Annotated in this window: 13 protein-coding genes; 11 read left to right on the top strand and 2 right to left on the bottom strand. The window is 67.1% G+C overall.

The genetic code is table 11. From position 1 onward, the window contains the following. Positions 1 to 52 precede the first annotated feature (52 nt). The 6 genes from J2W23_RS18405 to J2W23_RS18380 all read left to right on the top strand — a co-directional run bounded on the left by J2W23_RS18405 (position 53) and on the right by J2W23_RS18380 (position 6,245). Positions 53 to 925: a branched-chain amino acid ABC transporter permease gene (locus tag J2W23_RS18405; protein WP_042580696.1), complete on the top strand. Its 873-nt coding sequence runs from the start codon at positions 53 to 55 to the stop codon at positions 923 to 925. Continuing rightward, positions 922 to 1,884, top strand: a complete 963-nt coding sequence (locus J2W23_RS18400; RefSeq protein WP_307649731.1) for a branched-chain amino acid ABC transporter permease — start codon at positions 922 to 924, stop codon at positions 1,882 to 1,884. Before J2W23_RS18405 ends, J2W23_RS18400 begins: the two co-directional genes overlap by 4 nt. Continuing rightward, positions 1,881 to 2,636 (top strand): ABC transporter ATP-binding protein, encoded by a 756-nt coding sequence (locus tag J2W23_RS18395; protein WP_307649730.1) that lies wholly within the window; start codon positions 1,881 to 1,883, stop codon positions 2,634 to 2,636. Before J2W23_RS18400 ends, J2W23_RS18395 begins: the two co-directional genes overlap by 4 nt. After that, the gene (locus J2W23_RS18390; RefSeq protein WP_013538565.1) at positions 2,636 to 3,337 is read left to right on the top strand and encodes an ABC transporter ATP-binding protein; all 702 of its coding nucleotides are present in this window, start codon (positions 2,636 to 2,638) and stop codon (positions 3,335 to 3,337) included. Before J2W23_RS18395 ends, J2W23_RS18390 begins: the two co-directional genes overlap by 1 nt. Before the next feature lie 13 nt (positions 3,338 to 3,350). Then, entirely contained in the window at positions 3,351 to 4,229 is an 879-nt protein-coding gene (locus J2W23_RS18385) for a helix-turn-helix domain-containing protein (RefSeq protein ID WP_176661038.1), read from the top strand. Positions 4,230 to 4,334: 105 nt separating this feature from the next. Continuing rightward, positions 4,335 to 6,245 (top strand): tannase/feruloyl esterase family alpha/beta hydrolase, encoded by a 1,911-nt coding sequence (locus J2W23_RS18380; RefSeq protein ID WP_307649729.1) that lies wholly within the window; start codon positions 4,335 to 4,337, stop codon positions 6,243 to 6,245. A 3-nt stretch (positions 6,246 to 6,248) separates the two neighbouring features. Here the strand turns inward: J2W23_RS18380 and J2W23_RS18375 are convergent, their stop codons facing one another. Continuing rightward, positions 6,249 to 7,160 carry a LysR family transcriptional regulator gene (locus tag J2W23_RS18375; protein WP_307649728.1) on the bottom strand — a complete coding sequence of 304 codons (912 nt, stop codon included), beginning with the start codon at positions 7,158 to 7,160 and terminating at the stop codon, positions 6,249 to 6,251. A gap of 105 nt (positions 7,161 to 7,265) precedes the next feature. Here J2W23_RS18375 and J2W23_RS18370 point away from each other — a divergent pair, with 105 nt between their 5' ends. Together J2W23_RS18370 and J2W23_RS18365 are read left to right on the top strand one after the other, a co-directional pair. Further along, positions 7,266 to 8,009 carry an SDR family NAD(P)-dependent oxidoreductase gene (locus tag J2W23_RS18370; protein WP_176661040.1) on the top strand — a complete coding sequence of 248 codons (744 nt, stop codon included), beginning with the start codon at positions 7,266 to 7,268 and terminating at the stop codon, positions 8,007 to 8,009. Between the two features lie 31 nt (positions 8,010 to 8,040). Continuing rightward, on the top strand, positions 8,041 to 8,265 hold the full coding sequence (locus J2W23_RS18365) for a tautomerase family protein (RefSeq protein ID WP_280808794.1): 225 nt from the start codon (positions 8,041 to 8,043) through the stop codon (positions 8,263 to 8,265). An 18-nt stretch (positions 8,266 to 8,283) separates the two neighbouring features. Here the strand turns inward: J2W23_RS18365 and J2W23_RS18360 are convergent, their stop codons facing one another. Beyond that, complete coding sequence (locus J2W23_RS18360) at positions 8,284 to 8,997, bottom strand: Crp/Fnr family transcriptional regulator (protein WP_176661042.1); 714 nt, start codon at positions 8,995 to 8,997, stop codon at positions 8,284 to 8,286. Between the two features lie 125 nt (positions 8,998 to 9,122). On the opposite strand from J2W23_RS18360, the gene J2W23_RS18355 reads away from it, so the two are divergent. The 3 genes from J2W23_RS18355 to J2W23_RS18345 are packed head-to-tail and all read left to right on the top strand — an operon-like array spanning position 9,123 to position 12,259. Then, positions 9,123 to 10,046, top strand: a complete 924-nt coding sequence (locus J2W23_RS18355; RefSeq protein ID WP_307649727.1) for a 3-keto-5-aminohexanoate cleavage protein — start codon at positions 9,123 to 9,125, stop codon at positions 10,044 to 10,046. Between the two features lie 51 nt (positions 10,047 to 10,097). Further along, positions 10,098 to 11,312 carry an ABC transporter substrate-binding protein gene (locus J2W23_RS18350; RefSeq protein WP_307649726.1) on the top strand — a complete coding sequence of 405 codons (1,215 nt, stop codon included), beginning with the start codon at positions 10,098 to 10,100 and terminating at the stop codon, positions 11,310 to 11,312. Beyond that, complete coding sequence (locus tag J2W23_RS18345) at positions 11,309 to 12,259, top strand: 3-hydroxyacyl-CoA dehydrogenase NAD-binding domain-containing protein (RefSeq protein ID WP_307649725.1); 951 nt, start codon at positions 11,309 to 11,311, stop codon at positions 12,257 to 12,259. Before J2W23_RS18350 ends, J2W23_RS18345 begins: the two co-directional genes overlap by 4 nt. Positions 12,260 to 12,346: the final 87 nt, after the last annotated feature.

Here is a 12,346-nt window from a genome sequence, read left to right as displayed (position 1 = left end):
CTCCCGCAGTGCGTCCTTTCCTCAACGATCCCGCCCAGAGAGAACCTCCAACGTGGATTTCGGAACCTTCCTTGTCCAGTGCCTGAACTCCGTTCAGTACGGACTGCTGCTTTTTCTCGTGGCCTCGGGCCTCACGCTGATCTTCGGGATCATGGGCGTGATCAACCTCGCGCACGGCAGCTTCTACATGATCGGCGCGTACCTGGCGTTCTCACTCGCGCCGCTGTTCGGCGACCAGTTCCTCCTGATGCTGGTGGCCGGCGTGGTGCTCGCCGCGATCTTCGGCTACCTGCTCGAATGGGCGTTCTTCAGCTACCTCTACCAGCGCGACCACCTGCAGCAGGTGCTCATGACCTACGGGCTCATCCTGGTGTTCGAGGAGCTGCGCTCCATCCTCGTGGGCAACGACGTGCATGGCGTGAAGGTGCCCGCCTGGCTCGACGGCAGCTTCGCGCTCGGCAACGTCATGAGCTACCCGTGGTACCGGCTCTTCGCGTCGGCCGCATGCATCGTGCTCGCGGTCGGCCTCTACTGGGTGGTGAACCGCACGCGCCTGGGCATGATGATCCGCGCCGGTGCGAGCAACCGCGACATGGTGCGGGGCCTCGGCATCGACGTGAAGCGGCTCTACCGCATCGTGTTCGCGGCGGGCGTGGCGCTCGCGGCGCTGGCCGGGATGATCGCCGCGCCGATGTCCTCGGTGTATCCGAACATGGGTGCGAGCGTGCTCATCATCTGCTTCGTGCTGGTGGTGATCGGCGGCATCGGCTCGATCACCGGCGCGCTGCTGGCCTCGCTGCTCGTGGGCTTCGTCGACACCTTCGGCAAGGTCTTCTTCGCGGACCTGAGCGGCATCGGCATCTATCTCCTGATGGCCATCGTGCTGATCTGGAAGCCCGAAGGGCTGATGGGGAGGCGGCCATGATGAAGAAGAGCGCTTTCCTCGTGCCCGTGGCCTGCGCGGTGCTCGTCGGCATCGCAGGCCCGCTGATGGGCAACTACGCCTCGGATTTCATCGTGAAGGTGATGATCCTCTCGATCTTCGCGCTGAGCCTCGAACTGCTGGTCGGCATGACCGGCCTCGTGAGCCTGGGCCATGCGGCCTTCTACGGCATCGGCGCGTACGTGACGGTGCTCGCATCGGGCAGCGAAGGTGGCAACGTCGCGCTGCTGCTGCCGATGGCCATGGGGGCGGCGGCGCTCTATGCGCTGTTCGTCGGTGCGCTGAGCCTGCGCACGCGCGGCGTGTACTTCATCATGGTCACGCTGGCCTTCGCGCAGATGGCCTTCTTCGTGTTCCACGACACCAAGGTCGGCGGCGGCAGCGACGGCATCTACATGTACGTGCGCCCGGCCCTCGGTGCGCTCGACATGGAGAACCGCATGGTGCTGTTCTACGTGGTGCTCGCATCGCTCGCGTTCACCTACGGGCTGCTCGCGCTGATCCGCCGTTCCCGCTTCGGCGCGGCGCTCGCGGGCATCCGCGTGAACGAGCAGCGCATGCGCGCAGCTGGTTTCCCGGTGTACGGCTACAAGCTCGCGGCTTTCGTGCTGGCGGGTGCGCTCGCGGGGCTCGCGGGCTTTCTGCTGGCCTCGCGCGACGGCGTGGTCAACCCCGAGCTGATGGCCTGGCACAACTCGGGCGAGGTGCTGCTGATGGTGATCCTCGGCGGCCTCGGCCACCTGCGCGGCGCGGTGATCGGCGCGGTCGCGTTCACGCTGCTGAAGGAAATCTTCTCGACGCATGCCGTAATGGGCCCGCTGGCGGACCACTGGCAGCTCACGCTGGGCATCGCGATCATCGTGTTCGTGGCCTGGTTGCCGAAGGGATTGATCGGGCTGGTGAAGCGCATCTCGCCCAAGGGCGAAGGAGCCACGTCGTGAACAACACAACCGCCCTCCTCTCGGTCGAAGGCCTCACGCGGCGCTTCGGTGGCCTCACCGCAGTGAACGCCGTCACGCTAGACCTGCACATCGGCGAAGTGCACGCGGTGATCGGCACCAACGGCGCAGGCAAGTCGACGCTCATCAACATGCTCTCGGGCGAGATCGAGGCTTCCGAAGGCCGCATCGCGCTCGACGGCATCGACATCACGCAGCGCGCGCAATCACGGCGCGCACGCGATGGCGTGGGCCGCAGCTACCAGCGCACGACGATCTTTCCGGAGTTCAGCGTGCACGAGAACTGCCGGCTCGCGGCGCAGGCTGCGACCGCGCGGCCGTGGGCGATCTGGCAGGCATCGCAGCGCTGTGCTGCAAGCAACGCAGCGGCCGACGGGGCGCTCGAAGCGGCGGGTCTTTCGAACGAGGCCCTGCGCATCGCCGGCACGTTGAGCCACGGCGCGCAACGCCAGCTCGAAGTGGCGATGTGCCTGGCCACGCAACCCCGCGTGCTGCTCCTCGACGAGCCCCTCGCCGGCATGGGCGCCGAGGAAACCGACCGCATGCTCACGCTGCTCGCGCGCCTGAAGGCCACGCACGCGATCCTGCTGGTGGAGCACGACATGGACGCGGTCTTCCGCATCGCCGACCGCATCACGGTGATGGTGAACGGCACGGTCATCGCGACCGGCGACCCCACCTCGATCCGCGAGAACCCGGAGGTGCGAACGGCCTATCTCGGAGAAGACCACTGATGCTGATCGTCCGCGACCTCAACACCTACTACGGCAACAGCCACATCCTGCGCGGCGTGCATGCCGGCATTCCGACGGCCACCTCGGTGGGCCTGCTCGGGCGCAACGGCATGGGCAAGACCACGCTGATCCGCAGCATGATGGGCTACGTGCGGCCCGCTTCGGGCGAAGTGCAGGTCGACGGCCGCACCGTCACCGGCTGGCCGCCCGAGAAGATGGCGCGCCTGGGCATCGGCTACGTGCCCGAGGGCCGCGGCATCTTCCCGAACCTCTCGGTGCGCGAGAACCTCGTGATGAGCGAGCGCGCTGGCATCGACGGCCGCCGCGCCTGGACCTTCGACCGCGTGATGGCCACCTTTCCGCGGCTGGCCGAGCGGCTCTCGCATGGCGGCCAGCAGCTCTCGGGCGGCGAGCAGCAGATGCTGTCGATCGGCCGCGCGCTCATGACCAACCCGCGTTTGCTCATCCTCGACGAAGCCACCGAAGGCCTCGCACCGCTGATCGTGGCCGAGATCTGGCGCGTGATCGGCGAGATCCGCAGCACCGGCATCGCCACGCTGATCGTGGACCGCGACTACCGCAAGGTGCTCGCGCACACCGACCTCGCGGTGGTGATGGAGAAGGGGCAGATCGTGCGGCATGGGGCATCGGCCGATCTGCTGGCGGAGCCGCAGGCGCTCGAGGAGCTGCTGGGCGTGTAAGAGGCGCATGGCGATGACGCGCGAAATCAGCCTCCTCGATCCCTCGGGCAAGCCCGTGCGCTTCGAAGGCAAGATGCTGATGAACGCGGCTGCCACGCCGTGGCAGGGCTTTGCGCTGGAGGTGCGCGCCATGCATGGCGACGGCGAGAACCCGGCCTGCTACAACCCCCACCCGCTGCTCGCCTTCTGCACGCGCGGGCACGGGAAGTCGACGATGACCACAGGGCGTCGCACCAGCCACATCGAGATCCGGTCCGGCAGCCTGTGCATGTTCGAGCAAGGCTACGAGGTCGACCATGTCACCTGGTCCGGCCAGGCCGGGGAAATGATCGCGCTGGAAATCCGCCCCGAGACCCTGCGCGACCTGATGCCCGAAGGCAACGGCGAGCTTCACCTGCAGACGCATCTCTCGACCACCGACGCCACGCTATCGTCGCTCGCCATCGCGATGCGCGACGAGGTGGAGCGCGGCTGCACCTCGGGCCGCATGCACGCGCAAGGTCTGTCGATGGCGTTGGTGAGCTACCTGCAGAGCCGCTATGGCAGCGCGGGCAATGCGAAACGGCCGCCGGGGCGCCTCTCGCAGGCGGACCTGCGCAAGGTGTACGACTGGGTGATGCAACACCTGGGCGAAGACTTCGGCATCGACGAACTCGCGGCCGAGCTGCACATGAGTGCCGTCCATTTCACGCGCCTGTTCAGGGCCAGCACGGGCGCGACGCCGTACCGCTATGTGATGGAGCAACGCGTGCGCCATGCGCTGTCGCTGCTGGAGGGCCGGCTGTCGCTCGCCGAGATCGCGCATGTCGTCGGCTTTTCGAGCCAGGCGCACTTCACGCAGGTGTTCAAGCAGCTGGTGGGCACCACGCCCGCGCGCGCCCGGCTCGGGTAAGTCCCTGTGCAGTGTGAAGGGATCCTGCAAGCGGTGATCGCTTGTCGATAGACCATCCGACGGGGCGAGGGCAAATTCGATGTCCACACAACAGGAGACAAGAAGATGCCACTCACGCCCCATCGCCCCGGACCCGAACCATCGCGCAGCAACTTCACGACGCTGGCCGCCCTGTGCATGGGCATGTGCGCCGCCGCAGCGCTCACGGCGTGCGGCGGCAGCGATTCCCAGGGAACCGTGCTGCCCTTCATCCCCGCATCGCCACCGCCAGCCGGCCCGGTTGCTCCCGTCGCCCTCGCCTGCGACGAAAGCCTCAAGACCGCGTTCAAGCCCGATGCGAACACCACCGTCACCGTGGTGAAGCAATTCAGGCAAGGCGATGACCTGAACCTCGACGGCAAGGCCTCGGGCACAGTGGCCGCCAGCGACGTGTGCATGGTCAAGCTCAATGTCGGACCGGGCCATGCGGGGCCGGCCGATGCACCATCGACCTCGCCGGGCATCGGCATCGAGGTGTGGCTGCCGACGACGGCCAAGTGGAACAACCGCGTGCGCGTGCTTGGCGGCGGCGGCTTTGTTGGCGATGCGGGCATCAGCGCCAGGACGCAGATCGGCGGCGCCGGCGCGGCCGCCATCGCCGCGGGCGAAGGCTCGGTCAGTGCCGTGACCGATGCGGGCCATGCCTCGAAGTTGCCATTCGCCTCGGTGGACGGCTCGTTCGCAATGAACCCCGACGGCACCATCAACACCACGCTGTGGGCCGATTTCGCGAGCCGCGGCATCCACGAGATGGCCGTCAAGTCCAAGGCGCTGGCGTCCGGCTTCTACCAGCGCAGCGCGCAGTACGCCTACTGGGACGGCTGCTCCACCGGCGGCCGCCAGGGCCATATGCAGGCACAGGTGAACCCCGACGATTTCGATGGCATCCTGGCCGGCAACAGCGCGATCAACTGGACCACTTTCATCACCTCCGAGCTGTATCCGCAGGTCGTGATGCAGCGCGACCTCGGAGGCACGCCGCTCACGCCCGACCAGATGACGCTGGTCTCGTCCGCCGCGGTGAGCGCCTGCGACAGCGGGCTCACCGGCCAGCACGACGGCTTCATCAGCGACCCGGCCGCCTGCAAATACGATCCGGTGCAGGACAAGGCCGTGCTGTGCACGGGCAGCGGCGGCACCAATGTCACCGCGGCCTGCCTGAGCACGGTGCAGGCACAGGCGGTCAACAAGATCTGGTACGGCCAGACGCGCGACGGCAGCGCACCGGCGCCCGCGAGCGACATCGGCTACGGCGCCACGCTGGCGTCGGGCCAGCTCTGGTACGGCCTCACGCGCGGCACCGCACTCAACAGCCCCGGCATGCCAGGGTTCTCGCTGGCGGATTCCACCGGCGGCGTGCCCAACCCGTTCCCGATCGCGGCGCACCAAGTGGCGCTGAACCTGCAGGATCCGACGATCGCGACGCCCGATTTCGTCAATGCGACGGGCAACGGCGCGAACAACTGGAAGGGGCTGTCGTACGCGCAGCTGGCCAACGCCAGCGATCGCGGCAAGGCGCTGCAGGCCGCGTTCGCGAGCATCAACGCCGACAACCCCGACCTGGCCAGGTTCCGCGACCGTGGCGCCAAGCTGCTGACCTATCACGGCCTGGCCGACCCGCTGATCGCGAACTCGGGCACGGCCAACTACTACGAACGCGCGGCCAAGGCGATGGGCGGGATCGATGCGATGCAGAAGTTCTACCGCTATGTCGAGATTCCGGCGATGGGGCACTGCGCGGGCGTGGGCTCTGTGAACGGTCTGGCAGGTGTGAGCCCCGCGGCCAACCCGCCGCTGCCGGCACCGAACCAGTTGTTCGCGGCGCTGACCGACTGGGTCGAGAAAGGCGTGGCGCCCGACAACCTCGTGCTGCAGAACGCGGACAAGTCGCTCGCGCGGCCGCTGTGCACCTACCCGAAGAAGATCGCGTATGTCGGCGGCGACGTGAAATCGGCGGCCAGCTTCGCCTGCCGCTGAGCCTCAGTCGAACCGCTGCGCCATCAGGAAATCGATGAACACCCGCATGCGCAGCGGCACATGCCGCCCGTCCGGGTACAGCAGCGTGTAGGGCCGCGAGCGACCCGCAAACGGCTTCAGCACCTCGACGAGGGAGCCGTCGGCAAGCTCCTTCTCCACGACGAAGCGGTAGGTCTGGAACAACCCGGCGCCGCTCTTCGCGAGCGTGACGCCGCCGAGCACGTCATCGGAGCAGCTGTAGGCGCTGTCCGCGAAGACCTCGCGGTCCTTGCCGTCCTCCTTGAAAAGCCACGAGATGCGACGGCCGCTGCTGGGCAGCTCGAACTGGATGCATTCGTGCGCGGCAAGGTCGTCCAGCGTGCGGGGGGTTCCGGCCGCCTTCAGGTACTTGCGCGTCGCGACCACCACGAGCCCCGCGTCCTCGAGGTGCCGCGCGATCAGCGTGGAGTCGGGCTGGGCGCGCACGCGCACGGCCATGTCGTAGCCCTCTTCCACGAAATCGATGTTGCGGTTGCTCAGGTGCACATGCAGCCGGATGTCGGGAAAGCGTTCGCGGAACGCGGGCAGCATCGGCAGGATGCGGTGGTGGCCGTAGGTGGTCGGCACGCTGATGCGCAGCGTGCCCGAGGGCTGCGCCTGCTGGCCCATCACCTCGCGTTCGGCCTCGGCGAGCTGCGCGAGCGCCTGGCGGCACTGCGCGAAGTAGGAGCGTCCCGCGTCGGTGAGCCGCACGCTGCGCGTGGTGCGCACGAACAGGCGCAGGCCCAATCGTTTTTCCAGGCGCGAGATCGAGCGGCTGACGGCCGCCGGCGTCACGCCCGCAGCGAGTGCCGCCGAAGTGAAGCCGCCCGTCTCCGCCGCGAGGCAGAAGAGTTCGATGCTGCCGAGGAGGATGTCGCCGAACTGCCTTTGCATGGTTTGATGACTCCATGTATCAAGTGAAGTACGAGTCTAGTGATTTATCTACGGCTACGTCATCAATACAGTTCTCCTCACGTCATCAACTTCTGGAGAACCGACATGCAAGACAGCAATTCATCCCCCACCGTCGTCATCACCGGCGCCTCGAGCGGCATCGGGCTGGGCCTCGCGGAGGCGTACCTCGAACGCGGCTTCAACGTGGTCGCCAATGCGCGCACCGACGAGCGGCTCGCGGCCGCCGCCAAGCAACTGGGCAACCCAGCCCGCTTCCTCGGCGTCGCGGGCGACATCGGCAAGCGCGACACCGCAGAGCAACTCATCGCCCGCGCCGTGGAACGCTTCGGCCAGGTCGACGTGCTCATCAACAACGCGGGCATCTTCAATGCCAAGCCTTTTGTCGACTACACCGAGGAAGAGCTGGACCAACTGGTGGTCACGAACCTCAAGGGCTTCGTCTACGCCTCGCAGGCCGCCGCGAAGCACATGATCCCGCGCCGCAAGGGCCACATCGTGAACATCACCGCGGGCATCGCGCTGCAACCGAACCTGAAGGTGCCGGCCCTGGTGCCGGTGCTGGTCAAGGGCGGCATCAATGCCGCGACGCGCGCGCTGGCGCTGGAGCTCTCGCCACACAACATCCAGGTGAATGCGGTGGCGCCCGGCATCGTCGACACGCCGATGCACCCGTCCGAGAACCATGGTTTTCTGAGCGGCCTGGCGCCCGCAGGCCGCATCGCGACCGTGCGCGAGATCGCCGATGCGGTGCTCTACCTCACCGGCGCGGGCTTCACGTCGGGCGTGGTGCTGGCGGTGGACGGCGGCGCGAGCGCCGGCACCTGGTAGTCGCACCGTTCACACAACCAAGGAGCACACCATGCCTTTCGTCAATCTGAAGATCACCCGCGACGGCGTCACGCGTGAGCAGAAGACCCAGGTCATCGCCGAGTTCACCGAGGTCCTCGAACGCGTGCTGAAGAAGCCGCCGGAGTGGACGCATATCGTGATCGAGGAGATTGATACGGACGACTGGGGGTTCGGGGGGGTGACCACCACCGAGTACCGCAAGCGGCTCGCGGAACAGGCGAAGAAGCCGCAGTGAAGGCGCGCGGGCTGCGGCCTACTCGATGAACCGCCGCAGCCCTTCCAGATCGATGACGGTGATGCCCCCGTACTCGATCCGCAGGAACCCCGCCTCCTTCAAACGGTTCAGCGCCGCATTGCACCTTTGCCGTGACACGCCCGAGAGATTCGCGATCTCCTCCTGCGACGTCTGCAGGTGCGGCTCGCTCCCCGGATGCAGCCACGGATGGAACAACCCGGCGAGCGCCCGCGCCACCTGGCTGTCCGCATCGAGCAGCCGGTGCGCCGCGTAATTACCCATGAACCAGTGCAGCCGCTCGTTGATCTGCTGCAGCAGGAAATGATCGAAGCCGCGCTGCGTGCGGTGCAGCCACTCGAAGGTCTCTAGCGGCAGCTGCGCCACGCGGCTCGCGCGCAGCGCAATGATGTCCGCCGAGCGCGGCACCGCGCGCAACAGCGTGCCCTCGCCGAACCAGCTGCCGACCGACAGGCCGCCGAAGGTCACCGAGCGCCCGTCGCTGGAGGTGATCGACCACTTGAGCAGGCCTTCGAGCGTGCCATACCAGTGCAGCGGCGTGTCGCCGCGCCGGCACAGCGCGGCGCCGGGGGCCACCTCGACCTCGCGCATCTCGTCGAGCACGCGCTCGCGTGCGACCGCATCGAGCAGCGGAAACCAGGCCGAGCCTTGCAGCAGTTGTGGAATGGTCAGCGATGCCGCCGTGATGGGCTGCTCCGCCTTCTTCGAGGGCATGGAATGAAAGCTCCTGGAGGCACGGGTGCGTAAACCCTGAGCCCAAATGTCGTCGCGATGACTGAGTGTGCCTTCGCTGCCAAAAATAATAGCGCGCCCCTCATGCAAGACACCAGGAAAACGCCATGTCGTCCAAGCGCAAAGTGATCGTGACCATCGCCCCCACCGGCGGCATGGCGCACAAGTCGCAGAACCCGCACCTGCCCACCCAGCCCGCCGAGATCGCCGCCGACGTGCTGCGCTGCTGGAACGCCGGTGCGAGCGTGGTGGCGATCCACGCGCGCCGGCCCGACGACGGCGCCACCTGCAACGCCGAGGTGTACCGCGACATCAACAGCCGCATCCGCGCGGGCGGCAGCGATATCGTCATCAACAACTCCACCGGCGGCGGCGTGCACGGCGACATGGTCAAGCCGCTGGCGGGCGACCGCTGGGAAATCGCGTGGGAAGAGCGCATCAAGGGCATGGACGCCGGCGCCGAGATGTGCACGCTGGACGCGACCACGCTCAACCTGAGCTTCGAGGGCAAGCAGATCCTCATGGACACGCCCATCACCAAGGGCCGCGAACTCGCCGCCGGCATGAAGGCGCGCGGCATCAAGCCCGAGTGGGAGGTGTTCAGCCCCACGCACATCCTGCAGGACACGACCACGCTGATCGGCGAGGGCCACGACGAGGAGCCCTACTTCATCAACCTCGTGATGAACGTGCACCGCAACTTCCAGAACGCGATGCCGTACTCGCCGCGCTTCCTGCAGATGATGGTCGACACGCTGCCCAAGGGCAGCATCTTCTGCGTGAGCGGCATCGGCCCCTCGCAACTCGAAGCCAACGTGGCGGCGCTGCTGCTGGGCGGGCATGCGCGCGTGGGGCTCGAAGACAACCTCTACTTCCGCCAGGGCGAACTGGCCACCAACGTGCAGCTCACCGAGCGCATCGTGCGGGTGATCCGCGAGCTCGACATGGAAGTGGCCACGCCCGCCGAGGCGCGCCAGATGATGGGGCTGCCGCGCACCGGCACGCCGCGGCCCAATTTCGCGCTGGGCTGACCGAGCCAGCGAGCGAACGAACCAACAAGTACAACGACCGGAGACAAGACCATGACCACCACCCTCTCGCGCACCGCGCTCGCCATCGCCCTGGCCACCGCCTTCGCCACCACCGGCGCTTCGGCGCAGATGTCGGACGACACCATCCGCATCGGCTTCATCAGCGACATGTCGGGCATCTACCGCGACTACGACGGCCCGGCCGGCGCGGAAGCCATTCGCATGGCGATCGCCGACATGGGCGGCGCCATCGACGGCAAGAAGATCGAGCTGGTCACCGCCGACCATCAGAACAAGCCCGACATCGCAGCCGCCAAGGCACGCGAATGGTTCGACGTGCAGAAGGTCGACATGCTGATCGCGGGCGTCAACTCGGGTGCGGCCATCGCGATGGCGGGCGTGGCGGCCGACAAGAAGAAGCCGTACTTCGTGGTCGGCTCGGGCGCATCGAGCCTCACCAACGAATACTGCTCGCCCTACACGGTGCACTACGCCTACGACACGGTGGCGATGGCCCGCGGCACCGCGAGCGCGGTGGTCAAGGCGGGCGGCAAGAGCTGGTACTTCGTGACCGCCGACTACGCCTTCGGCGCCGCGCTGCAGACCGACGCGGCCAAGATCATCAATGCCAGCGGCGGCACCGTCGCTGGTTCGGTGAAGCATCCACTCGGCGCGAGCGATTTCTCGTCGTTCATGCTGCAGGCACAGGGCTCCAAGGCGCAGGTGCTGGCGCTCGCCAATGCGGGCGGCGACACGGTGAACGCGATCAAGTCGGCCGCCGAGTTCGGCATCAGCAAGAACATGAAGCTGGCCGGCATGATCATCACCATCAACGACGTGCACGCGCTGGGGCTGAAGACCTCGCAGGGCATGTACCTCACCGACAGCTGGTACTGGAACCAGAGCCCCGAGGCGCGCACCTGGGCGCGGCGCTTCTTCGACAAGCACAAGCGCATGCCCTCCTCCTTCCACGCCGGCGACTACTCGGCCGCGCTGCAATACCTGCAGACGGTGAAGGCGGCCGGCAGCGACGACGCCGACAAGGTGATGGCGCAGCTTCGCAAGACGAAGTTCAATGACATGTTCGTCAAGGGCGGGTGGCTGCGCGACGATGGCCTCATGGTTCACGACATGCAGCTGATGCAGGTGAAGACGCCCGACGAATCGAAGGAGCCGTGGGATTACTACAAGGTGGTCGAGCCGATCCGCGGCGAGGCCGCATGGACGACGAAGGCAGAGAGCCGCTGCGCGCGGTGGAAATCATGAGCAGCAACACCCTGGATGTGAAACGCGTCGCGGTCGTCGGCACCGGCGTGATCGGTGCGAGCTGGGCCGCGTACTTTCTCGCGCACGGGCTCGACGTGAACGCGACCGATCCGTCGCCCGGCGCCGAAGACAGATTGCGTGCCGCAGTGGCACAACACTGGCCGACGCTGGAGCGCTTCGGCCTCGCGCCCAGCGCATCGGTCGACCGGCTGCGCTTTCACGACAGCCTGGAAGACGCGGTATCGGTCGCCGACTTCGTGCAGGAGAACGGCCCCGAGCGCATGGACTTCAAGATCGATCTGTTCCGCCGCATGGACGCGGCTGCGCCGCCGGACACCATCCTTGCGTCGAGTTCGTCGGGCCTTGCGATCAGCGGCGTGCAGTCGGGCTGCGCGCACCCGCAGCGCGTGGTGCTGGGGCATCCGTTCAATCCGCCGCACCTGATTCCGCTGGTGGAGGTGATCGGCGGCGAGAAGACGTCGGCCGAAACCATCGAACGCACGATGGCGTTTTATGCGGCCATCGGCAAGCGGCCGATCCACGTGAAGCGCGAGGTCAAGGGCCACATCGCGAACCGGCTGCAGGCGGCGCTGTGGCGCGAGGCCTTCCATCTCGTCGACGAAGGCGTGGCGAGCGTCGCGGACATCGACACCGCGATTGCGCACGGCCCCGGCCTGCGCTGGGCGGTGATGGGGCCGTTCATGAACCTGCATCTGTCGGGTGGTGCGGGCGGCATCGAGCATGTGCTCGCGCACCTGGGCGGGCCCATCGAGGATTGGTGGAAGGACCTGGGCGCGCCATCGATGACGGCCGCGCTCAAGCAGAAAGTGACCGAGGGCGTTGCCGATGAACTGGGCGCACGCCGCACCAGCGACCTCGAAGCCGCACGCGACACCCTGCTGTTGAACCTGATTCGCGCCAAGGCCGACACCGGCAAACTCGATTGAAATGACTGCCCCCCGGCTTGCCACTTCGTGTGCTTCGCCACCCCCCATGGGGGAGGCGTGGTTCGCTTTGGGGCGGCCCGGCAGCGA

This window comes from Variovorax boronicumulans, assembly GCF_030812215.1.
Lineage (GTDB): Bacteria > Pseudomonadota > Gammaproteobacteria > Burkholderiales > Burkholderiaceae_C > Variovorax > Variovorax boronicumulans_C.
This window is presented reverse-complemented; position numbering and strand designations above follow the sequence as displayed.